This is a genomic window from Flavobacterium sp. WC2430 (genome assembly GCF_040822075.1).
Classification (GTDB): Bacteria; Bacteroidota; Bacteroidia; order Flavobacteriales; family Flavobacteriaceae; genus Flavobacterium.
On the sequence record NZ_CP162007.1, the window covers coordinates 208,003 to 231,087 of the forward strand.

18 protein-coding genes and 2 tRNA genes are annotated in these 23,085 nt (G+C 32.4%); 12 read left to right on the forward strand and 8 right to left on the reverse strand.

Features of this window, described 5'->3' with window-relative positions:
* Positions 1-39 precede the first annotated feature (39 nt).
* The 5 genes from AB3G36_RS00975 to AB3G36_RS00995 form a co-directional block, all read right to left on the reverse strand.
* A complete protein-coding gene (locus tag AB3G36_RS00975; RefSeq protein ID WP_367755118.1) occupies positions 40-2,280 on the reverse strand; it encodes a M1 family metallopeptidase in 2,241 nt (746 codons plus the stop codon).
* 64 nt (positions 2,281-2,344) lie between these two features.
* The gene (locus AB3G36_RS00980) at positions 2,345-2,851 is read right to left on the reverse strand and encodes a DUF6702 family protein (RefSeq protein WP_367755120.1); all 507 of its coding nucleotides are present in this window, start codon (positions 2,849-2,851) and stop codon (positions 2,345-2,347) included.
* Positions 2,848-3,603 carry a hypothetical protein gene (locus tag AB3G36_RS00985; protein ID WP_367755122.1) on the reverse strand — a complete coding sequence of 252 codons (756 nt, stop codon included), beginning with the start codon at positions 3,601-3,603 and terminating at the stop codon, positions 2,848-2,850. Before AB3G36_RS00985 ends, AB3G36_RS00980 begins: the two co-directional genes overlap by 4 nt.
* Complete coding sequence (locus tag AB3G36_RS00990; RefSeq protein WP_367755124.1) at positions 3,593-4,318, reverse strand: hypothetical protein; 726 nt, start codon at positions 4,316-4,318, stop codon at positions 3,593-3,595. The genes AB3G36_RS00985 and AB3G36_RS00990 overlap by 11 nt, the downstream gene beginning before the upstream one ends.
* The gene (locus AB3G36_RS00995; RefSeq protein ID WP_367755126.1) at positions 4,305-5,069 is read right to left on the reverse strand and encodes a carboxypeptidase-like regulatory domain-containing protein; all 765 of its coding nucleotides are present in this window, start codon (positions 5,067-5,069) and stop codon (positions 4,305-4,307) included. Before AB3G36_RS00995 ends, AB3G36_RS00990 begins: the two co-directional genes overlap by 14 nt.
* 155 nt (positions 5,070-5,224) lie before the next feature.
* On the opposite strand from AB3G36_RS00995, the gene pepE reads away from it, so the two are divergent.
* On the forward strand, positions 5,225-5,932 hold the full coding sequence (gene pepE / locus AB3G36_RS01000; protein WP_367755128.1) for a dipeptidase PepE: 708 nt from the start codon (positions 5,225-5,227) through the stop codon (positions 5,930-5,932).
* Between the two features lie 34 nt (positions 5,933-5,966).
* Here the strand turns inward: pepE and AB3G36_RS01005 are convergent.
* From AB3G36_RS01005 to AB3G36_RS01015, 3 genes are all read right to left on the reverse strand, one after another.
* Positions 5,967-6,039 (reverse strand) — tRNA-Gly (locus AB3G36_RS01005).
* A gap of 150 nt (positions 6,040-6,189) precedes the next feature.
* A tRNA-Gly gene (locus AB3G36_RS01010) sits at positions 6,190-6,262 on the reverse strand.
* 363 nt (positions 6,263-6,625) lie between these two features.
* Positions 6,626-7,348, reverse strand: coding sequence for a murein L,D-transpeptidase catalytic domain family protein (locus AB3G36_RS01015; RefSeq protein ID WP_367755130.1), 723 nt, complete (start codon positions 7,346-7,348; stop codon positions 6,626-6,628).
* Between the two features lie 179 nt (positions 7,349-7,527).
* Here AB3G36_RS01015 and AB3G36_RS01020 point away from each other — a divergent pair, with 179 nt between their 5' ends.
* The 11 genes from AB3G36_RS01020 (at position 7,528) to apaG (ending at position 22,994) form a co-directional block, all read left to right on the forward strand.
* Positions 7,528-9,924: a DUF5916 domain-containing protein gene (locus AB3G36_RS01020; RefSeq protein WP_367755132.1), complete on the forward strand. Its 2,397-nt coding sequence runs from the start codon at positions 7,528-7,530 to the stop codon at positions 9,922-9,924.
* 126 nt (positions 9,925-10,050) lie between these two features.
* Positions 10,051-12,468 carry a DUF5916 domain-containing protein gene (locus AB3G36_RS01025; protein WP_367755134.1) on the forward strand — a complete coding sequence of 806 codons (2,418 nt, stop codon included), beginning with the start codon at positions 10,051-10,053 and terminating at the stop codon, positions 12,466-12,468.
* Positions 12,469-12,611: 143 nt separating this feature from the next.
* Positions 12,612-14,129, forward strand: coding sequence for a 2,3-bisphosphoglycerate-independent phosphoglycerate mutase (gene gpmI / locus AB3G36_RS01030; protein WP_367755136.1), 1,518 nt, complete (start codon positions 12,612-12,614; stop codon positions 14,127-14,129).
* A 115-nt stretch (positions 14,130-14,244) separates the two neighbouring features.
* On the forward strand, positions 14,245-14,919 hold the full coding sequence (locus tag AB3G36_RS01035) for a TetR/AcrR family transcriptional regulator (RefSeq protein ID WP_367755138.1): 675 nt from the start codon (positions 14,245-14,247) through the stop codon (positions 14,917-14,919).
* A 7-nt stretch (positions 14,920-14,926) separates the two neighbouring features.
* Positions 14,927-16,591 (forward strand): peptidase domain-containing ABC transporter, encoded by a 1,665-nt coding sequence (locus AB3G36_RS01040; protein ID WP_367755140.1) that lies wholly within the window; start codon positions 14,927-14,929, stop codon positions 16,589-16,591.
* A 3-nt stretch (positions 16,592-16,594) separates the two neighbouring features.
* Positions 16,595-17,944: an HlyD family secretion protein gene (locus AB3G36_RS01045; protein WP_367755142.1), complete on the forward strand. Its 1,350-nt coding sequence runs from the start codon at positions 16,595-16,597 to the stop codon at positions 17,942-17,944.
* Entirely contained in the window at positions 17,944-19,341 is a 1,398-nt protein-coding gene (locus AB3G36_RS01050; protein WP_367755144.1) for a TolC family protein, read from the forward strand. Before AB3G36_RS01045 ends, AB3G36_RS01050 begins: the two co-directional genes overlap by 1 nt.
* 43 nt (positions 19,342-19,384) lie before the next feature.
* Complete coding sequence (gene map / locus AB3G36_RS01055) at positions 19,385-20,203, forward strand: type I methionyl aminopeptidase (protein WP_367755146.1); 819 nt, start codon at positions 19,385-19,387, stop codon at positions 20,201-20,203.
* A 137-nt stretch (positions 20,204-20,340) separates the two neighbouring features.
* Positions 20,341-21,174: a class I SAM-dependent methyltransferase gene (locus tag AB3G36_RS01060; protein WP_367755148.1), complete on the forward strand. Its 834-nt coding sequence runs from the start codon at positions 20,341-20,343 to the stop codon at positions 21,172-21,174.
* A 97-nt stretch (positions 21,175-21,271) separates the two neighbouring features.
* Positions 21,272-22,528: a DUF5103 domain-containing protein gene (locus AB3G36_RS01065; protein WP_367755150.1), complete on the forward strand. Its 1,257-nt coding sequence runs from the start codon at positions 21,272-21,274 to the stop codon at positions 22,526-22,528.
* Between the two features lie 79 nt (positions 22,529-22,607).
* Positions 22,608-22,994 carry a Co2+/Mg2+ efflux protein ApaG gene (apaG, locus tag AB3G36_RS01070; RefSeq protein ID WP_367755152.1) on the forward strand — a complete coding sequence of 129 codons (387 nt, stop codon included), beginning with the start codon at positions 22,608-22,610 and terminating at the stop codon, positions 22,992-22,994.
* Positions 22,995-23,085 lie beyond the last annotated feature (91 nt).

A 23,085-nucleotide genomic window follows, 5' to 3' on the forward strand; every position in this document is an offset into this window, starting at 1 on the left:
AGCTCAAAATTGAGTCTTTTTTTTATATGAAAGTTGAACTTAATCAAATTTAGATTTTATCTCTTCTTTTGGCCAAGTGTTATTAGTCACATCAATATCTGCTGTTTCTAATTTTGGGTCAATTTGAATTTTTTTGATTGCTTTTTCAGTAGCATATACTTTCTTAGCGGTATCATTGTTCTTTCTCCAAATTTGAGCTGGATACTTATAATTATCTACCGTTCCATCTTCATAAGTAATTTCAACAAGAATAGGCATAATTAATCCTCCTGGCTTATTGAACTCTACTTCGTAAAAGTACTTTGGAGATTTTAAAGTTCCTTTCTCTTCTGCTGTAAGCGTGCTCACATAATCAGAAAGTAATTTTACATCTTCTACTTTTAATGCTTTCTTTTGGTTTGATTTTAATGCTACATTGTTTTCTTCAATTAAATAAACAAATGGACCAGCATCTACACCAAAACGCCCTTTTCTTACTTTAGCATTTTTAAGTTCAGCCGAAGGTGTTTCAGAAACATAATATTGCTTTACTTGATTGATACCTATATCAACAAAATCCGTGGAGTAAAACCACCCTCTAAAGAACCAGTCTAAATCAACTGCAGATGCATCTTCCATTGTTCTAAAGAAATCTTCTGGAGTAGGATGTTTGAATTTCCAACGGTTTGCATATACTTTGAAAGCATAGTCAAACAATTCCCTACCCATAATTGTTTCTCTAAGAATATTTAATGCAGTTGCCGGTTTTCCGTAAGCGTTATTTCCAAATTGGATGATGCTTTCTGAATTTGACATAATAGGCTCCAAAAACTTTTGATCCCCACTCATATATGGAATAATATTTTTAGCAGGACCTCTTCTTGATGGGAAATTTGTTTCTAATTCTTGTTCGGCCATGAATTCCATAAATGAATTTAAACCTTCATCCATCCAAGTCCATTGGCGCTCATCAGAGTTTACAATCATTGGGAAAAAGTTATGTCCCACTTCATGAATTACTACACCCATCATACCATTTTTAGTTTGCTCGCTTGTTACTCCTTTTTCATCAGGACGACCAAAATTCCAACAAATCATTGGGTATTCCATTCCTTGATCTTCTGCTGAAACAGATACCGCTTTTGGATAAGGATAATCAAAAGTGTGGGAAGAGTAACTTTTTAAAGTATGAGCTACTGTTATTGTTGACGTTTCTCCCCAAAGTGGATTAGCCTCTTTAGGGTAGATTGAAACTGCCATCGCTGTTTTAGTACTCAATTGTACCGCCATTGCGTCAAGAATAAATTTTCTTGAAGTTGCTATACCAAAATCTCTAACATTTTTTGCGCTAAATTTCCATGTTTTTTTCTTAGTTGAAAACCCTTTTTCGGCTGCTTCTGCTTCCGCTTGAGTTACGATAACAACTGGTTTATCAAATGTTTTTTGTGCCAATTCCCATCTTTTTACCTGAGCTGGAGTAAACACTTCACTTCTATTTGTCAATTCTCCTGTTGCTTCCATAACGTGATCAGCAGGAACTGTAATATTTACATCAAAATTTCCAAATGGTAAAGCAAATTCTCCGCTTCCCCAAAATTGCATATTTTGCCATCCTTCCACATCATTATACACTGCCATTCTAGGGTAGAATTGTGCTATTACATATAATCTATTGCCTTCTTTTTCGAATAATTCATATCCTGAACGCCCCCCTTCTTTTTGATAATTATTGATGTTATACCACCATTTTACTGAAAAAGAAATTGACGTACCCGGTTTCATTGGTGAAGCCAAATCAATTCTCATCATGGTATGATTAATATTGTACGTCATTGAATTCCCTTTGGAATCCTTAACATATTCAATATTAAATCCACGTTCCAAATCTTTTTTCAAAAATTTATCAGCAAAATTTGAAGCAGGAAAAGTTTGTGTTATTTTTTCACTCTCAGCCAATGGGGATTCAGAATCTTTAGCAGCTTGATTTTGATCTAATTGTACCCATAAATAATCTAAATTATCAGGAGAATTATTAAAGTAAGTAATGGTTTCAGAACCCATTAACTTAGCATTTTTATCATCTAATTCTATGTCAATTTTATAATCAGCTTGTTGCTGATAATACGCTGGACCAGGAGCACCAGCTGCATTTCTAAACATATTGGGCGTTGCCAATAAGTCATACATTTGACTGAATTTGTTGGTGTCGTATTTGCCTGTTTGTTTAGGAGTTACGGTTGTCGTTTTTTCTTGTGCAAAAATAAGAGCTGGAAGAAAAAGGAGTAAAGAAATTTTTTTCATAAATAAAACGCTAGTAGTTTCAGTTCGTGAAAATAATAATTTTTAACAAAAAACCGTCCTTTAATCAGTATTTTAACATTCCATTCCTTGAAGATTCTGTAAAAAGAATACTATTTTTGGTTCCAAGCACCGTAATATGTGTAATGTTTTGCTGTTCAGAGCTCCAATCCATCAAAACAGAATTATAAATTTCAAGTGTACTGATTTTTGAAATTCCTTTGATATTAGAATAACAAATTAACACATCGTCTTCCACTTCTTTACTTAAAAAATTCATTGGTTTAGATTGCCCATTGACTTTAACCGAGAAATTCCCCCCTAGGTATTTTTTAAACAACTCTAGTTCTTCAGGCGTCTCTTGATTAGTCCCAATATGGAAGTGTTGCTTTTTGTATTTTTTTTCCAATGTTTTATTTAAATCATCAAGAAAAATACGAGAAGTAATTTGTAACATTTTCTTTTCGGGTGCATAATTAATCTGATAGATACCCATATAAAATTTATGAGCAGCAAAAGACGACAAAGTCAATATTAAAAATCCAACAAAAAGGTATAAAGTTCTTTTTTTCATTTTCCAAAAGTAGCAATTCTTTTAAACTCTTTGTTTTTAGTAATCAAAAAATCCATTAACATGAATCTGTCTTCTGGTTTCAAATACTTCTTCGAAGCAGCATCATTCGAACAATAAAGCAAGAACAATTCCACCTCATCCTCTTTTAAACTTAAATCTTTAGAGAAAAAAGAGGGACTGAAATTAACTTTTACATATTCTGAGAAAGCAACATCTGAAATAAAATCGTCTTTAACTTCCTCTTTTTTTCTTAGTATTTTTTTAAAATCTTTAAAAATACGAACAAAATCCATTCCATTCTCTATAGTCCCATCTGCTGGCATTAATCGATTTTTAGGCGATGATTTCTCATCATCAAAAAACTTTTTGTCTACAAATCGCTGTGATCCACCACCTAAACTATTTACTTTTAACCCATTCGAAACAACTACTTCTTTCAATTCATTATTCACTAAATCCATTTGCACTAAGAAGAGTCGTTCTTGACAGTTTTTTTCAGTCAATACAATTTTTTTAGATTGAAAGGCTAAGCTTGAGAATAACAAAGTGTCTTTTGGCTTTGCCAAAATATCAAACAAACCATTAGCATTAATAAAAGTCCGTGTTTGTGAGTTAATGTTTAACACATACCCACTTTCTAAAGTTAACGAGTCATTTACTACCTGTCCATGTAACGGTTTTCTAGTTTCATTTTGCGCAAAGCAAACCTGAAAAAATAATACTGAAAAGATTAACCCTATTTTAGTTTTCATCGGTTATAATTTTATTATATTTTTCTGCTAAAGTAATAATCAAAAACATAGATAATGTTTTATTTTTAGACTTCAGTGCCGCTGCAAAATCGGTGTTTTCAACACAATAATATTGAAATCCTTTAATGTATTCTTCAGGAATTTTTAAAGTCTCTATATAATATTTATCTTCAAATAGATACTCTAGTTTATTCATGAGTTGCTCCTTATATTCTACTGCAACTTCTTTTTTTAGCATTGCAGTTCTTCCAGACATCCAGTTTAAAGGCCTATCTAACAATCCCGATCTTGAGGTGTATAATTTTCTTTCGGCAGGAGTATATTTTTTTTGCCCTTCAGGAATTATTCCAAGATTTTCGGCGTTGATTTGTGAGTTTTCATTTACCACAACCTCTTTTAACGGAATACTATTGGCTAGCATTTTAACACTTACATTTTCTTTTAAAATGTCCTCTTTAGATATCCTTCTACGTAAAGTTACGAGATTTACAGCAGAAAAAGCTAAAAGATCCCCTTCTTTTACAAAAAGATGAAACACACCATCTTTATTAGAAGAGGTCGCTTTATCCGTTGTTAGATTGACAATATTTATCCCTTCAACCGAAGTCGAATCTGCAGTAATTAGGCCGTGAATTTTTTTTTCATTGGAAACTTGACCAAAAATAATTTGAGTAAACAAACAAAAGAAAAAGAAGAAAGTATTATTCGTTCTCACAGGCAATTATTTCTTTATACTTTGATGCTAGTTCTCCTAATAAAAATTCAATGGTTGTTTTATTTTTTTGATCTAGAATTTTGGTGAATTTATCGTTGTCAACTGCATAATATTGAAAGCCTTTTACATATAATAAAGGTATTTGAAACTTTCCTACATATTGATCCAAATCAAACATTTCATCCAGCATTACTAAATAAGCTTCTTTTTTCTCTACTTCAAGTTCTTTCTTAAGCATTGCAGTCCTTCCGGAAAGGAAGTTTAACAAGGGATCTGCAGAAATTGAGCCTCCAGCCATACCACTTAGACTAGCACTAGGATTGAGACCTGTTGCTGTTGCTAATTTACGTTCTGCTACTGTATATGATCTTTGATTTTCAGGAATAATACCCAAGGACCTCGAATTGATATTATTGTATCTTTTAATCACAACTTCGTTTAATTGATTCATAACTGGAACCATCTTAACAAAGAAAAGTCTTTTATTAAAATCATCTTTAGTTAAAGCAATTTTCAATCCTTTATACTGAATCGAAGAAAACATTAAAGTATCTCCTACAATCGCTTTAATGGAAAAATAACCTTGTTGATCCGTAATTACAGCTTTTTCTGTTTTTAAATTTATAACATAAATCCCTTCCAAATTAGACATATCTGCATTTACCTTTCCTTTCAATTCCGTAGAAACAGATTCTTGAGCCAGACCAGCTGTTGCAAATAAAACAAAAAAGATACATCCTAATTTATTCATTGTATTTGTAATAACCATAATTATTGATAAGTTGTAAAAGTATCTTAATGTGTTCCAAATTAATTACTAAGGACATGGTAAAAAAATGTTAATAAAAATTAAGTCCAATTCGAAGTCTGATTTTATACCTTTAGCATATAAAATTCAATAAAAAAATGAAAAATATAATAATCGCAAGTACATCAACACTTCACGGGGGAGACTATTTAGAATATTTATTACCTGAATTGAGCAAACATTTTCAAGATTGCAAAACCATTCTTTTCATTCCCTATGCCAGACCAAGTGGTATTTCTCACGATGAATACACAGCCAAAGCAGTAGCTGCATTCTCTAAAATAAATATAAACGTAAAAGGAATACATGAATTTCAAAATCCAATTTCGGCAATTGAAAATGCAGAAGGGATTTTTACTGGTGGCGGAAGTACTTTTGTATTGGTTAACGAATTATACAAAAACAATATCATGACTGTGCTTAGTCAAGCGGTCAAAAAAGGGACTCCATATTTAGGCACAAGTGCTGGAAGCGTCATTTGTGGACTTAGTATGCAAAATACAAATGACATGCCTATTGTATATCCACCAAGCTTTCAAACGACAGGATTAATTCCATTTAATATAAATGCACATTATCTAGATCCTGATTTACAGTCCAAACATATGGGAGAAACTAGAGAGACTCGAATAAAAGAATTTCATGCTTATAATTCAATTCCTGTTTTAGGATTAAGAGAAGGAAGCTGGCTAGACGTAAAAGGTTCAAAAATCATCCTGAAAGGTAATTTGAAAGGAATTCTTTTTAGACAAAATCAAGCTTCAGAAGAAATAGAAAGCCAAAGCGATATAAGCGATATCAAATAAAAAAGCCGAAACATAAAATGTTTCGGCTTTTAAGAGCGAAAGACGAGGCTCGAACTCGCGACAACCAGCTTGGAAGGCTGGAGCTCTACCAACTGAGCTACTTTCGCATTAACAGGGTGCAAATATATAAATTAATTTACACCAACACAAGTTTTTTTATAAAAAATTTAAACTCGTTTTATTTTAAATTTTTTAGAACAAAAAAATGCTTTTAAGTTCTAATAAAAAAGCCGAAACATAAAGTTTCGGCTTTAAAGAGCGAAAGACGAGGCTCGAACTCGCGACAACCAGCTTGGAAGGCTGGAGCTCTACCAACTGAGCTACTTTCGCATTACTGTGGTGCAAATATAGATAATAAGTTCCCTTTCTAGCAAGCTTTTTTAATGAAATTTTCACTAAAAAATTCAGTAACAGCATAACCAATTTAAAATTAAATTGTTACAGCTTTATAATTCCAAACAAACATACCCTTCAATAAAAAAATAACACTTTTGAATACTAAAACTGACAGATATCAACCAGTTCGAGAATGAAAATCAATAGTCAACTTCTCGGTTTAGATCAAGAACCTTATTAATTAAAGTGAAATTTGGTCTTTTTATAAATCGGAAATCTCTAGGAGTCATTCCCCTTTTATAAAAAAAGCCAATCAAAATAAATTCTGATTGGCTTTATAAGTTATTTTTAAAATATTTACATCACTAATTTAGATGCTATTTTGTATGCTTTTGAAGGATAATAAACAAACAGACATGATTTATCTTTAATTGTTTGAATGATCTCATTTGTTAATTCCAAAGGAATTGCTGGGCAACCTAAGCTTCTTCCTAATCTTTTATTGTTTTGAATAAATGAATTCGAAACATATTGCGCTCCATGAATAACAACAGCTCTTTCTCTAGCATTACTATTAATCCCTTTTTCCAAACCGTCCAATTTTAAAGATTTACCATGTTTGCCATTGTATATCTCCCCAGTTGCGTAAAAACCCAAACTGCTTTTATAGGATTCTGCCGAATTTGAAAAGCTTGTTGCAAATTCATCACCCGTATTACGGCCATGCGCCACAAGCGAATTGTATAGGATTGTATTTGTAGTTAAATCTATAACCCAAAGTCTCTTTGAATTGGAAGACAGACTGAAGTCGATGAGCGTTAATATATTTTTACTTACTAATCCTTTCTCTTTTAAAAGATAAAAACCTTTTAAAGCCTCAGCAAAACTTTCTAGCTTAGGTAAAGAAAAATGGTTGGAATTCAAATTATGATAAACCAGTTCTTCACTAGTTTCAGAATTTGTTTTTACTAAATTAACCGCTTCCATTTTTTTAATGTCATGGGTCTCATTAAAGAATTCATTACTTGAAATTAATGACAAGACAACAAGAAGCACAGTAGGAAATATTTTATAAATCATTGATTTTAATTATGTTATGTGATATATTTGGGATTGCGAATATACTACAAATTACTTTAAAAAAAAATTAAGCTAAAAATTTAATATAATATTTGTAAACAAAAGATTACAAATAAAATCACATAGCATTTGCTTTTTGTGTTAAAAATGTTATTTTTGCTTAACCATATTCTTAATTTATGCATAAATCACACTCTTTATCATTACTCATCATTCTTTTCTTTAGTTTAAACGCCTATTCTCAGAAAAAAGTACTTATTGCGAAATCTATTTTGGAAGGTATTACTATTGACGGAAAAATTGATGAAGAAGCTTGGGCTAAGGATGAGGATATCGCAAGTGATTTTGTAATGTTTGAGCCTGATAATGGAAAACCCATAAGTGATACTAAAAAAACTGAAGTAAAAGTAGTATACGATAATAATGCCATCTACGTCTCGGCGGTTTTATACGATAATGAACCTGACAAAATACAAAGGGAGATAACCAATAGAGATGTTTTTGGAGTTTCAGACCATTTTTCAGTATCTATAAATGGTTTTAATGATGGTCAACAAGACTTTCGCTTTTATGTAAGTGCAGCCGGAGTACAAATGGACTGTCTTGCAACCGAAGGTAATGAAGATTTTTCTTGGGATGCTATATGGGATAGCGAGGTCAAAATAACTGATTTTGGATGGGTAGTAGAAATGAAAATTCCTTACGCTGCATTGCGGTTCTCTGGAGCCAAAAAACAAGTTTGGGGTTTAAATTTTATGCGCGAAATTAAACGAGATGCCCAAAAATACACTTGGAATCATGTTGATACTAAAATTGGAGCCGTGATTACGCAAGCCGGAGTTTTGAAAGGTATTGAAAACATTAAAACACCAACACGTCTTTTCTTTATTCCCTACACTTCGGCGTATTACCAACAAGACAACTACACCTCTGACAGAACAGTGAAAGCTGGATTAGACATAAAATACGGAATTAACGACGCCTTTACTTTAGATGCTATTTTAGTCCCCGATTTTGGTCAGACAAAATTCGATAATGCCATTTTAAATTTAGAACCTTTTGAACAAAAATTAGATGAAAATCGTCCTTTTTTTACTGAAGGTACTAACTTATTTAATATTGGAAATATATTTTATTCTCGGAGAATTGGTGGAGCGCCAAGCACTTATCCATCAACAACTGATGCAGAAGAAGTCACAAACTATCCAAATTCTGTCAACTTAATCAATGCCGTAAAAATTTCTGGTAGAACCGAAAAAGGTTTAGGAATAGGTTTTTTAAATGCATTAACCGAAAAAACTTTTGCTACAATTCAAAACACTGATACCCAAGAAACAAGAAAAGAAGTTATTGAGCCATTAACAAACTACAATATCCTCGTTCTGGATCAACGTTTCAATCAAAACTCATCAGTTTCATTTGTTAACACAAACACCACGCGCAATGGAAGCTTTAGAGACGCCAATGTTTCTGCTTTAGTATTTGATTTAAGCACAAAAGCAAATACATATAATTTATATGGAGACTATAAATACAGTACTATAAACGATGTAGTTGATTATAATGGATACAAAACCTCTTTGAATTTTGCGAAAACGAGTGGGAAATACAGGTATTTACTCTCAGGAAAATACATATCAGAAAATTATGATGTGAATGATCTTGGAATCGTATTTTACACTAACTATCATAATGCTTACGCCAATGGAAGTTATAGAATTTTAAATCCTACAAAATATTTTAATACCTTTAAAGTTGAACAAGAATTGAATTTAGAAATTCAAAATACTACAGGAAAACTGCAAGAAGCCTGGTATAAAACGGTCTTTAAAGCGACTACAAAAAAGAACGATTATCTTGAGTTTGCCATTGTAGCAACTCCTGTTGAGACATTCGATTTCTACGAACCCAGAGTTGGAGGAAGATATGTACAAATACCTAAAAGAGTCACCTCTTATTTTGGAGTTGAATTTAATAAAAATAACGCTTTTACTTTTGACTTTACTCCAAGTATCGCTGTATACGATCAAAATAAAAGAATCACTTATGGAATAGCTGTAGGACCAAACTATAGATTCAATGATAAATTATCTCTTTCTTGCATTTTAGATTATACTAATAAAAAAAATGACCGTGGCTGGGTGGGGTTTGATAATAACGACATTATTTTTGGACAACGAGACAGAGAGATTTTACAAAATGACATTTCAGGGAAGTATGCAATTAACAACAAAATGACCGTTAATCTAACCGCTCGTTATTATTGGTCCTACTCTGAAAATCACAAATTTTTAACGTTAGAAGACAATGGGTATCTGACGCCTAATACTACCTACACTCTCAATAAAAATAGAAATTTCAACTCTTGGAATTTTGACCTTGCCTACTCTTGGTGGTTTGCTCCAGGTAGCGAATTGTCCATTTTGTATCGTAATTATTCTCAAGAAAGCGCAAGTATTGTCGAAAAAAGCCTTACCACTAATTTGAAAAATGTTTTTAATAGCAACATGACTAACATTTTATCAATAAGTCTGCGTTATTTCATTGATTACAATAGAGTTAAAAATAAATTTTAATATTTTTTTAATATAAACTGTAACAATAGACCCTTACTTTAGTCTACTATACAAACCTAATTAAAGTACTATTTACTATAGTTTTAAAATTGGTTTTATCTTTTTGTTTCAACATTAAACAATTTCATGAAAAATCAACTTTTGATATTTTTTTTAATGACTTCTATTTTTGGCTTCAGCCAAAAAAAAGTCTTAAAAACCACATTTACTTCAAATAACATTACTATCGATGGCAAACTCGATGAAAGTATTTGGGAGACAACTCCAGTAGCTGATAACTTTATCATGTTTCAACCTGACAATGGAAAACCAATTCCTGAGAACAAAAAAACGATAGTAAAAGTAATATATGATAATGATGCTGTTTACATAGCCGCTACATTATATGATGACGAGCCCAATAAAATATTAAAAGAAATATCCAAAAGAGACGAATTTGGAACATCAGATTTATTTGGTGTTTTTATAAATGGCTTTAATGATGGACAACAAGATTTTCAATTTTATGTATGCGCTTCTGATGGTCAAGCCGATTGCATTACCACAGATGCAAATGGAGAAGACTATTCTTGGGACGCTATTTGGAAAAGCAAAGCTTTAATTACTGATTTTGGTTGGGTAGTTGAAATGCGCATCCCTTACGCTGCATTGCGCTTCTCAGGAGAAAACAAACAGACATGGGGACTTAATTTTTTTAGAGAAATTAAGCGAGACCGTCAAAAGTACACTTGGAATTATATTGACTCTAAAGTAGGCACCTTTACACAACAATCTGGAGTTCTTGAGGGAATTGAAAATATAAAGCCCCCTACTCGTTTATTCCTTTTACCGTACTCTTCTTTTTACGTCAATGCCAACTCGCAACAAAAAACAATTGGAACACTCAAAGGTGGGTTAGATATTAAATACGGGATTAATGATGCTTTTACTCTCGACGCCATCTTAGTTCCTGATTTTGGACAAACAAAATATGACGACAAAATATTAAATCTAGGACCATTTGAACAGCAATTCAATGAGAACAGGTCCTTTTTTACAGAAGGTACCGACTTATTTAGTAAAGGTGACTTGCTTTATTCTAGAAGAATTGGCGGAAGACCTACAGTTTACCCAACCACTACTGAAAATGAAGTGATTAAAGACAACCCTTCAAGCGTAAACTTAATCAACGCTTTAAAAGTTTCTGGAAGAACAAAAAACGGACTAGGAATTGGATTTTTAAATGCAGTTACCGAAAAAACGTATGCTACTATTGAGAACACAGTAAACAATGAAACTCGCAGAATCGAAGTGGAACCGTTAACAAATTACAATGTACTCGTATTAGACCAGCGTTTTAGAAAAAACTCGTCAGTTTCTTTTATTAATACTAACGTGACTCGAAACGGAAATTTTCGCGATGCAAATGTATCGGCATTGGTTTGGGATTTAAACACGAAGAAAAACACCTATAACCTTTCTGGAAATTTTAAAAGTAGTTTTGTAAATAATCTTGAGGATAAAAAAGGAATCGCTACTACTTTAAATTTTGCTGAGACAAGCGGCAAATATAGATATAGTTTTGGTGCAGATTTAGTAACAAAAGACTACGATAATAATGACCTAGGTATTAATTTTGAAACTAATTATTATTCGATTTACGGAAATGCTAACTATAGAATTTTAAACTCAACTAAACACTTCAACAGCTTTAGAATCAACTACAATATGTACACTCAGTTTCATAAAGAAACGGGTAAAATTCAAGGCAACAACATTAATATAAACCTAAATCTGAATAACAAGAAAAATCATTATCTTGGTTTTGGAACTAATATAAGCCCTCTTGAATCTTATGATTTCTATGAAGCCAGGACGGATAACAGATATGTAATTCTTCCACAAAGGTATAATGCTTGGTTGTACATATCCTCAAATTACAATAACAAATTCGCATTTGATTTTAATCCTTATTATGCCATTTTTAATGAAACAAAAAGAAACACTTTTGAAGTTTCTTTAGGACCTAGATATCGTTTTAATGATAAATTTTCCATGAGTTATAACTTTTATTTCCAAAGAAAAAACAATAATAAAGGATTCGTAGACAGCATTGATGATGATTTAAACAGTAGAACACCCGAAACCATTATTTTTGCAAATAGAAACGTAGTCACGTACTCTAACACTGTTTCTGGAAAATACTCCATTAGTAGCAAAATGAATTTCGATTTAGCTGTTCGCCAATACTGGTCTTATGCTGAAAATAAAAACTTTTTGTCATTAGAACAAAACGGAAGACTAGTTGACTATACTAATTACACTACCAATAAGAACTCTAGTTTTTATTCTTGGAATTTTGACTTATCGTACTCTTGGTGGTTTGCACCTGGTAGTCAAGTTTCTGTTTTATATCGAAATAATGCTGCTAATTTTGAAGATACTATCAATAAAAACTTCGAAAAGAACATTACGAATTTATTGAATAATGACGCATTAAGCCATACTTTTTCAATAAGTGTAAAATACTTTATTGATTACAATAGCTTAAAACGCAAATCATAAAACACATCAAGCGTAAGAAACAGACTTTGATCTACAACAAAATCAACTTTATTTGTTAATGTTCCGTAAGGAATGTATAATAGTCTTTTAGATTAGTCCAAACATTTTTAGAAATACTTTATCTTTGTTTAAAATAAATCGAAATGAACAAAAAAGTTATACTAATGATTTTGGACGGTTGGGGAAAATCTCCTGACCCAAAAGTATCTGCAATCGACAATGCTAATGTACCCTTTATAAACAGTCTTTACAAAAATTACCCAAGCGCCCAACTTAGAACTGATGGCCTTCATGTTGGTCTTCCAGAAGGACAAATGGGAAATAGCGAAGTAGGTCATATGAACCTAGGTGCCGGAAGAATTGTATACCAAGATTTAGCTAAGATTAATTTGGCTGTAGCCAATAAAACATTAGCAAAAGAACAAGTACTCAAAGATGCTTTTCAATACGCAAAAGACAACCACAAAAAAGTACACTTTTTAGGATTAGTTTCTGATGGTGGTGTTCACTCTCATACCTCTCACCTACGCGGATTGATTGATGCCACACAAGATTACGGTTTACAAGAAGTATTTGTTCACGCATTTACTGATGGGCGTGATGTTGATCCTAAATCAGGAAAAAAATACATTCAAGATTTAGAAAACTATATTGCCAACACCACTGTAAAATTAGCTTCAGTTATTGGACGCTATTATGCGATGGACAGAGACAAGCGTTGGGAACGAGTAAAATTAGCTTATGATTTATTAGTTAATGGAAAAGGAACACCCTCAAAAAATGCTATAGTAAGTATTGAAAAAAGCTACCAAGATGAAGTAACGGATGAATTTATTCACCCAATAGTTATGGTTGATGATAATGACAAACCGCTTGCGACTATTCAAGAAGACGACGTTGTTATTTTCTTCAACTTTAGAACGGACAGAGGTCGCGAATTGACCGAAGCACTTTCTCAACAAGATTTCCATGAAGAAAACATGCACAAATTAAATTTGTACTATGTAACTCTTACAAATTATGACGAAACCTACAAAAATGTAAAAGTAGTCTACAATAAAGACAACATTACCGAAACACTTGGTGAAGTTTTAGAAAAAAACAATAAAACTCAAATTAGAATTGCTGAAACTGAGAAGTATCCTCACGTTACTTTTTTCTTCTCAGGAGGAAGAGAAATTCCTTTTAGAGGAGAACACAGAATTTTACGAAACTCCCCAAAGGTAGCAACGTATGACTTGCAACCTGAAATGAGTGCTTTTGAATTAACTGATGCCTTGATTCCAGAGTTAGAAAAAGGAGATGTAGATTTTGTATGTCTTAATTTTGCCAATGGCGACATGGTAGGTCATACAGGAATTATGGAAGCGGCTATCAAAGCATGTGAAGCAGTTGATAAATGTGTCGAAAAAGTAATCACAACCGCTTTAGCTCATGACTATACCATTCTTGTCATTGCTGATCACGGAAATTGTGAAACGATGATTAATCCTGATGGAAGTCCAAATACGGCTCACACTACTAACCCAGTTCCTTTTATTTTAGTTGATAAGGAATTAAAAGAAGTTCACGATGGTGTTTTAGGTGACATTGCTCCAACAATTCTAGAATTAATGGGGATTCAAAAACCAGCAGTTATGACTCAACATTCATTGTTGTAAAAAAGCATATTTAATTTAAATATTAAAGGCTATTCTATTTGGATAGCCTTTTTTTATGTGAAAAATATTGTTTTTGATAGTATTACTGTTATATTTGCACTAAATAATATTAGTTATGAAGGATTTGATCGCGTCTATTAAAATACAAGTAAACGAAAACATCTATGTAAAAGATCCAGAAACATCAAAATTGGGTAAAAAAATTATTCAAGAAAGTATCCTTTTGATAGACGCGATTGGTTTTGACAATTTCACTTTTAAAAAATTAGGAGAAAAAATTGGCTCAAATGAAAGCTCTATTTACCGCTATTTTGAAAACAAACACAAATTACTGGTTTATCTTTCTTCATGGTACTGGAGTTGGATGGAATATAAATTGTTTTTTGCCACAAATAATATTGAAGATCCATTTGAAAAACTCAAAAAAGCGATCACAGTTGTAACTGAAAAAATTGAGGATGATGAAAAAACAGAGCACATCAATGAATTAATTTTAAATAAAATAATCATTTCTGAATTCACAAAAACACTTCATACTAAAGAAGTAGATGAAGAGAACAAAATAGGGTTCTTTTTAATTTACAAAAGAGTAACTAATAGAATTGTTAATTTAATCATTGAAGTAAATCCTGATTATCCATTTGCAAAAAGCCTAGCTTCAAATATAATAGAAGGTGCACTCCATCAGCATTTTTTAAGAGATCATCTTACTACTATCACCAACTGTAATGAAAAAATAAGCCCAACTGACTTTTACATTCATCTTATCACAACTATTTTAAAAAAATAAAAAGGCCATGACTCCACTAAAACGCTTTTACAACTTATTAGCACTTGACAAAAAAGACATTACCCAACTATTTTTTTATGCCATTTTTGCTGGACTAATCAGTTTGTCACTTCCCTTAGGCATTCAGGCTATTATTAATTTTATACAATCGGGTCGCGTAAGTGTCTCTTGGATTGTATTGATATTTCTAGTCGTAATGGGTGTAGCACTAGTTGGAATTCTATCTTTAATGCAATTGCGAATTACAGAAAACTTACAACAAAAAATATTTGTTCGTTCTTCATTTGAATTTGCAGTTCGATTACCTAAAATTAAATTTGAAGAACTGTACAATACCTATCCCCCAGAATTAGCCAATCGTTTTTTTGATACAATGACCATTCAAAAAGGTACATCAAAATTACTAATTGACTTTTCGGCGGCTTTACTACAAATTGCTTTTGGTGTTATTCTTCTATCGTTATACCATCCTTATTTTATAGTATTTGGAATAATGTTAATTATTTTGCTTTACTTCATCTTTAAACTTTCCTATAAATCAGGTTTAGAAACCAGTTTAAAAGAATCAAAAAATAAATATAAAGTAGCAGGATGGCTACAAGAAATGGCTCGAAATAATTATAGTTTTAGAAACCAACTCAACTTTGATTATGGTCTTCAAAAAAACGATCAGTTAGTAAGTGAATATTTAAACTATCGTGAAAAACATTTTAATGTTATCAAAAGACAATTTACTCAGTTGATCATTTTTAAAATTATTATTACAGCGAGTTTGCTTTCTATTGGTGGATTTCTCGTAGTATCACAACAAATGAATATAGGGCAATTCGTTGCCGCCGAAATTATCATATTATTAGTAATTAACTCCGTAGAAAAAATCATTCTTGGTCTTGAAACATTTTATGATGTACTAACCTCGGTTGAGAAAATAGGTCAAGTAGCAGACTTGAGTTTAGAAGAAGAGTTTGATACCGAAAATACTAATTTCTGCTATGCAGATATCACTTTAGAAACTGAAAAAGTAAAATTCAAATTTCCGGATTCTAAAAATACAATTCTGAATGACATTTCTTTGAAAATTGAACAGGGTGAACGCATTGTAATCAACGGAGAAAACGGATCAGGTAAATCAACATTAATCCGAATTTTATCGGGACTAATAAAACCTACAACTGGAAGTTTTTACATCAACGATGATACATTCAAAAAAATCGATTTGAAACAATACCGTTCTCAAATAGGAAGTGTTATTTATGGCGAAACTCCATTTGAAGGAACGATCCATGAAAACATAACTTTTAACGATGACTCAATCAGTCAAGAAGATTTAAAGTGGGCAATTGACGGGCTACAATTAACATCCTACATTAAATCACTACCAGAAAGTTTAGAAACAAAAATTTTCCCGGAAGGAAGACAACTTTCATCATCGAATGCTCAAAAAATACTGTTGGCCAGAAGCATCATTCATAAACCGAGAATTTTATTTTATGAGGATCCAACCGACACTATGGATGAAAAAGTAGCCAATGAAATTATTGATTTTATTACTGCCAAAGAAAACCAATGGACCATTATTGTATCCTCTAAAAACCCTTATTGGAAAACTAAATGCAATCGAGAAATCATCATGCAAAACGGACGTATTCAACACGACTCAAAAACACTATAGGTTATGCTAAACATATCTGACAATAACAAAACGAATTCACCGAGTTTAAAAAAATTCAATACAATTAAAAACCTGAACTTGAATTCGAATTCAAAGATTTTAAACAAAATCATCGTCTTGTTTTTTATTTTGGGAATATTAATTCTATTCCTTCCTTGGACGCAAAACATCTCAGGTTCTGGGGCTGTGACTACTTTAAAGCCCAACCAAAGACCGCAATCAATACAAAGTGTTATCTCAGGTCGAATAGAAAACTGGTACGTACAAGAAGGCGATTTTGTCAATAAAGGGGATACTATCCTTTTCATATCTGAAATTAAAGAGGATTATATGGACCCAAATTTAGTGGCTAATACTCAAAAACAAGTTAATGCTAAGAAATTGTCTCTGGAGTCATATGGTTCTAAAGTAAAAACCATGACAGGTCAAATTCAGAATATTGAAAGTGAAAAAAAACTAAAATTAGAACAAGCACAAAACAAAATCAAACAGTCGCTTTTAAAAATAAAAAGTGATAGTATGGATTTAGTAGCGGTAAAAACCCAACTTAAGATTGCAAATACGCAGTTTGATCGTGCCGTACAGTTGAATAAAGAAGGTCTTAAACCACTGACTGATGTCGAGGATAAAAAATTGAAACTGCAAGAAGTAGAAGCTAAAATTATTACTCAGGAAAATAAATTCCTAACTAGTAAAAATGAATATATCAATTCCAAAGTAGAAACCAACCGTATTACTGCTGAATACGCGGAGAAAGTATCGAAAGCACAAAGTGATCAATACACGGCTATGAGCAATCAATTTGATACCGAAGCACAAGTAAATAAATTAGAAAATCAATATGCAAATTATAGTATTAGAAATGGAATGTACTATATCAAAGCACCACAAAGTGGTTATGTAAACAGAGTGTTACAAGCAGGAATAGGCCAAACAGTAAAAGAAGGAACGCCTATTGTGAGCATTATGCCAGCACAGTACGACATTGCCGTTGAAACGTATGTTGACCCAATAGATTTGCCCTTAATTAATAGAGGGGAAAAAGTGAGAGTCTGGTTTGATGGATGGCCAACAATCGTTTTCTCAGGCTGGCCTGATGTTTCTTATGGAACTTTTGGCGGCAAAATTGTTGCTATCGAAAACTTCATTAGTGACAATGGAAAATACCGAATTCTAATTGCTCCAGACAAAGAAGAAGCTCCTTGGCCTAAAAAAATAAGTATTGGTTCAGGTGCCGAAACTATTGCCTTACTAGACACCGTGCCTATCTGGTTTGAAGTATGGAGAATTTTAAATGGGTTTCCACCAAATTATTATAAAACAGACGTAAAAACAGTTAAAGAAAAAAAATAATGAAACAACTTCTTATCCTTTTTCTATTCTTTGGATGTGTTGCTTTTGGACAAGCTCCAAACGATAACTCTTACAAAGAGTTTACTTATAATGAGTTTTTGGGCTATGTCAAGAAATACCATCCACTAGTAAAAACAGCCAACTTAGAAATCAATAAAGCACAAGCTAATTTGATGATGGCACGCGGTGGATTTGACCCGAAAATTGAAGTTGATTTTAAAGAAAAGCAATTTAAAGACAAAGAATATTATTCAATACTAAACAGCAGTTTTAAAATCCCTACTTGGTACGGAATCGAAATAAAAGCGGGTTTTGACAACAATGACGGAATTTACTTAAATCCTGAAAACACAGTGCCTAACCAAGGTTTAACCTCTTTAGGAATTACAGTGCCACTAGGACAAGGTTTGTTTATCAATCAAAGAATGGCCGATGTACGCAAGGCAAAAATTCAGTTGAAACTGAGCCAAGCTGAACGAAAATTACAAGCAATCGCTGTTTTGTATGATGCCTCTATCGCCTATTTTAACTGGAAGAAAACCTATAATGAAGTTAAACTATATGAAACCTACAGCAGCAATGCACTAATTCGTTTCAACGGAATAAAAGCCCTGATAAAAGCAGGTGATAAACGTGCTATAGACAGTATCGAGGCTGGAATTAGCGTAAAAAACAGACTGCTTAATCTGGAGGATTCTAAATTAAAATTGAACAAAGCCAAGCTAGAGTTATCTAACTTTCTTTGGTTAGAAAATTCGATTCCGCTAGAATTAGCTGATAGTCTTATTCCAGAAACAGCTGTGGATGCTAGTATTCAAGAAACATTAAAAACAAATGATTTAGTGAATTCTGATTTCACATTGGACAATCACCCGAAGATTAATGCGCTTGAAAACAAAATCGAAATTTTGACTGTGGAAAAAAAGCTAAAAGCGAATATGCTACTGCCAAAAATTGACGTGGGTTATTCTTATATCGCTGAACCCAGTTATATTGACAACTATCAATTTGAAAATTATAAAATTGGTTTGAACTTTTATTTTCCTTTGTTTTTACGAAAAGAACGCGGGAGTTTAAAACTAGCACAATACAAAATTCAGGAATCGGAATTTACTTTGAATCTAGAACGTGTGCAACTTTCGAATAAAATTAGTGCTCAAAAAATAGAAATTCAGTCTTTGGAAAAACAAAATAAAATTATTAAAACACTGGCCGAAGATTATACTGTGATGCTAAAATCAGAGGAACGCTTGTTTACTTTTGGCGAAAGCTCACTGTTTTTAATAAACAGTAGAGAGAACAGTTTGATCAGTGCACAACTAGCTTCAATAGCTTTAGAAAACAGATATTTTAACTCAAATGCTGAACTTTTTAAAATTATGGCCAATCCTGATTAAATAATTTAAAAATCGTACTTTTGCCAACTGAAAATTAGAAAATATGATTATAGTTAAATCCCGTGAAGAAATTGAGTTAATGCGCGAAAGTGCCTTAATCGTATCGAAAACATTAGGAATGATTGCTTCTGAAATCAAAGAAGGAGTAACTACATTACATTTAGATAAATTAGCCGAAGAATTCATTCGTGATCATGGTGCTGTGCCTAGTTTTCTAGGTTTATATGGATTCCCAAACTCATTGTGTATGAGTCCGAATGCGCAAGTGGTACACGGAATTCCAAATAATACGCCTCTAGAAAGCGGTGATGTGATTTCGGTAGATTGTGGTGCATTTAAAAATGGATACCACGGAGACCACGCTTATTCTTTTGAAATAGGAGAAGTTTCTCCTGAAACAAAAAAATTATTACAAGTTACCAAAGAATCTTTATACGTAGGTATCCGCGAATTTAAAGCTGGGAATCGTGTGGAAGATGTTGGTAATGCAATCCAAAAATATACAGAATCTCATGGTTATGGTGTGGTTCGCGAATTAGTAGGACACGGTTTAGGGCAAAAAATGCATGAAGATCCTGAGATGCCTAATTACGGAAAACGCGGTCGCGGAAAACTGTTTGTGGAAGGAATGGTTGTTGCTATCGAACCTATGATTAACCTCGGAACAAGAAATATCAAACAATTAAAAGACGGTTGGACAATCTTGACTGCTGATGGGAAACCAAGTGCTCATTTTGAACATGATGTGGCTTTAATTGATGGCAAACCAGAGATCCTTTCTACGTTTGCTTATGTATATCAAGCATTAGGCATTGTGAGTAATGAAGAAGATGAATTTAGAAAAGTGCCATTAGTTTTATAAAATATAAATCCTAATTTTTTAAAAACTTATATGGCCTTAAATGTCTTATATGGTTTGTAAATAACTTACCATTTAAGACATTTAAGGTCATTGAAGTAAAACTTAAACTTTTTTACAAAGATTCTTGCGAAATAAATATGAAAAAACTATTCAAACTCATACTCAATACCATCCCACGTCCTATTCTTATTCGTTTAAGTTATGTAGCGAGACCTGTTTTGGCTTTGGCCTTAAAAGGAACTGCTTTTACAGACCCTATTGATGGAAAAAGTTTTAAAACTTTCTTGCCGTATGGGTATGGAACGCAACGAAATAATGTGCTTTCACCAAGTACGCTTTCTTTAGAAAGACACCGTTTATTATGGTTGTACTTAAATGAAAAGACTGATTTTTTTAAACCTGAACTCGTTTCAGGTTCCTCTGTTACAGATACAAACAGAATTAAATTACGAGATACTGAAATGAATTCAGCATTAAAAGTGTTACATTTTGCTCCTGAACAAGCATTTTATAAATTGTTTAGAAACCAAAAAAATCTAGATTACACCACAACCGATTTATTTTCACCTTTGGCAGATGTAAAAGCAGATATTTGTGATTTGCCTTTTGAGGACAATCAGTACGATGTTATTTTATGTAATCATGTTCTAGAACACATTCCAGATGACACAAAGGCCATGCAAGAATTGTATCGCGTACTAAAACCGGGCGGAATGGCTATTTTGCAAATCCCACAAGATTTGAAACGTGCGGTAACTTTTGCTGACGATACAATTACAGATCAAAAAAAACGTGCTGAAATTTTCGGGCAATACGATCATGTACGTATTTACGGTCGGGATTATTTTGACAAGTTAAGAAGCATTGGTTTTAAAGTAATCGAAGAAGATTATACCAATACAATTGCACCAGAATTAGTCGAAAAATACTGTTTAGCTAAAGGTGAGATTATCCCTGTTTGCTTCAAATAAGTAAAAAGGGAAAACTATTTATAGTTTAGCATGCTCTTTGACACGCTATTAGTATGGCTTAAATTCTTATATTTACATTCTAGCAACTATAGAAAACATGCTCTACTCTTTTTTTCGAAAAATAATATTGCTTTTTATAATCACCTCAGTATCTGCTCAAGTAGAAACTGAAGTTGCTCCCCCATTTAATATCAAGACGGTATCTTTTATCCAAAATAATCAAAATACAATTCCTGTGTTTCAATTAGGCAGTGGGTTCCAGTTACAATTTGATGATTTATATGGAAATGAAGCTGATTACTACTATGAAATTATCCATTGCGATTACAATTGGACTCCTTCGGAAATACCAAAAAGTGACTATTTGCTAGGATTCGACAACCAAAGAATTCAAGATTACAGTAATTCTTTTAATACGTTACAAATCTATTCTCATTACAATCTTTCCATTCCCAACCAGTACACCCAACAATTACGACTGAGTGGAAATTACATATTGAAAGTTTTAAATGAAAATAAAGAAGTTGTTTTTTCTAGAAAATTTATTCTTTATGAAGACTTAGTAACCGTTCCAATTCAAATAAAAAGAGCGCGAACAGTAGCTAATTTAGAATACAAACACAATGTAGAGTTTTCAATAAAATCAACTACAATCAACTTTCAAAACCCCTTAAAGAATATTAAGGTCATACTGTTTCAAAATGACAAGTTAAACAATCCTATTAAAAATATAGTGCCTCAATATACAATAGGTAACGATTTAATTTATAAATACGACACCGAAACCCAATTTTGGGCGGGAAATGAATTTTTATATTTTGAGAATAAAGACATAAAAGTGGCCAATAATAATGTAGCTCGTGTAGATTCAAGCACTGATATTTATGGTGCCTATTTATATACTAATAATGCCCGAACAAATTTCCCTTACTCTTTACGGGAAGATATAGATGGTCGTTTTCTAGTTCGTAATATCAATGCTGAAAATAATGAAATCGAAGCCGATTATGCATGGGTTTATTTTAGTCTTTCCGCACCTACTTTTAGAATGAACAAAGACATTTACATCAACGGGATGTTCAACAACTATAGTCTGACCCCAGAATACAAGATGGATTACAATGCTAAAAAAGGGATTTATGAAAAAGCGTTGCTAATAAAACAAGGATTTACCAATTATGAATATGTAGTATCTGATACGAAAGGAAACATTGATTATGAAAATGCAATAGATGGAAATTTTTATCAAACCGAGAATAATTACTCCGTTTTAGTATATTACAGAGAAAATACCGATCGCTACGACAAGGTTATTGGCAAAGGAACCGCTAGTTCGATAAACATCATAAACTAAAAAACATTGCGAAAAATAGCGCTACAAAATCAAAATTTCGTAATTTTGTTGCTATTAAACACGTATTAAATACTTTAAGATGGTTTCTCAAATTACAAGAGGCATAAAAATTTCCGTTTTGACTAGTTTTGAAGGCACTTACTTCAAAAACTATAAGATTCACTTTGCCTTTAGTTACGAGATTACAATTGAGAACCACAGTAAGGATTCGGTTCAACTAACTTCTCGTCATTGGGAAATTTTTGATTCATTAAATGATATAGAAATAGTTGACGGTGAAGGCATAATAGGAAAAAAACCCGTTTTAAAACCTGGTGAGCTTCACACGTATAGTTCTGGTTGCCTTTTAGCTTCGCCTTATGGAGCTATGAAAGGGTATTTCAATATGATTAATTTCACTACTACAAAAACCTTTAAAGTATTTGTTCCTACCTTTAGATTAAGTGCACCATTTGCTTTAAATTAATCTATTTTATTTCTTTAGAATATATTTCGTTTTTCTTATACTTTCTTTATCAATTTTTTAAATTATCCTTTGTACTTTTGTTGTGCAATAA

Coding starts and splice junctions, on each gene's coding strand:
- AB3G36_RS00975 (WP_367755118.1), bottom strand. CDS start 2,280: ATGAAAAAAATTTCTTTACTCCTTTTTCTTCCAGCTCTTATTTTTGCA.
- AB3G36_RS00980 (WP_367755120.1), bottom strand. CDS start 2,851: ATGAAAAAAAGAACTTTATACCTTTTTGTTGGATTTTTAATATTGACT.
- AB3G36_RS00985 (WP_367755122.1), bottom strand. CDS start 3,603: ATGAAAACTAAAATAGGGTTAATCTTTTCAGTATTATTTTTTCAGGTT.
- AB3G36_RS00995 (WP_367755126.1), bottom strand. CDS start 5,069: ATGAATAAATTAGGATGTATCTTTTTTGTTTTATTTGCAACAGCTGGT.
- pepE (WP_367755128.1), top strand. CDS start 5,225: ATGAAAAATATAATAATCGCAAGTACATCAACACTTCACGGGGGAGAC.
- AB3G36_RS01015 (WP_367755130.1), bottom strand. CDS start 7,348: ATGATTTATAAAATATTTCCTACTGTGCTTCTTGTTGTCTTGTCATTA.
- AB3G36_RS01020 (WP_367755132.1), top strand. CDS start 7,528: ATGCATAAATCACACTCTTTATCATTACTCATCATTCTTTTCTTTAGT.
- AB3G36_RS01025 (WP_367755134.1), top strand. CDS start 10,051: ATGAAAAATCAACTTTTGATATTTTTTTTAATGACTTCTATTTTTGGC.
- gpmI (WP_367755136.1), top strand. CDS start 12,612: ATGAACAAAAAAGTTATACTAATGATTTTGGACGGTTGGGGAAAATCT.
- AB3G36_RS01035 (WP_367755138.1), top strand. CDS start 14,245: ATGAAGGATTTGATCGCGTCTATTAAAATACAAGTAAACGAAAACATC.
- AB3G36_RS01040 (WP_367755140.1), top strand. CDS start 14,927: ATGACTCCACTAAAACGCTTTTACAACTTATTAGCACTTGACAAAAAA.
- AB3G36_RS01045 (WP_367755142.1), top strand. CDS start 16,595: ATGCTAAACATATCTGACAATAACAAAACGAATTCACCGAGTTTAAAA.
- AB3G36_RS01050 (WP_367755144.1), top strand. CDS start 17,944: ATGAAACAACTTCTTATCCTTTTTCTATTCTTTGGATGTGTTGCTTTT.
- map (WP_367755146.1), top strand. CDS start 19,385: ATGATTATAGTTAAATCCCGTGAAGAAATTGAGTTAATGCGCGAAAGT.
- AB3G36_RS01060 (WP_367755148.1), top strand. CDS start 20,341: ATGAAAAAACTATTCAAACTCATACTCAATACCATCCCACGTCCTATT.
- AB3G36_RS01065 (WP_367755150.1), top strand. CDS start 21,272: ATGCTCTACTCTTTTTTTCGAAAAATAATATTGCTTTTTATAATCACC.
- apaG (WP_367755152.1), top strand. CDS start 22,608: ATGGTTTCTCAAATTACAAGAGGCATAAAAATTTCCGTTTTGACTAGT.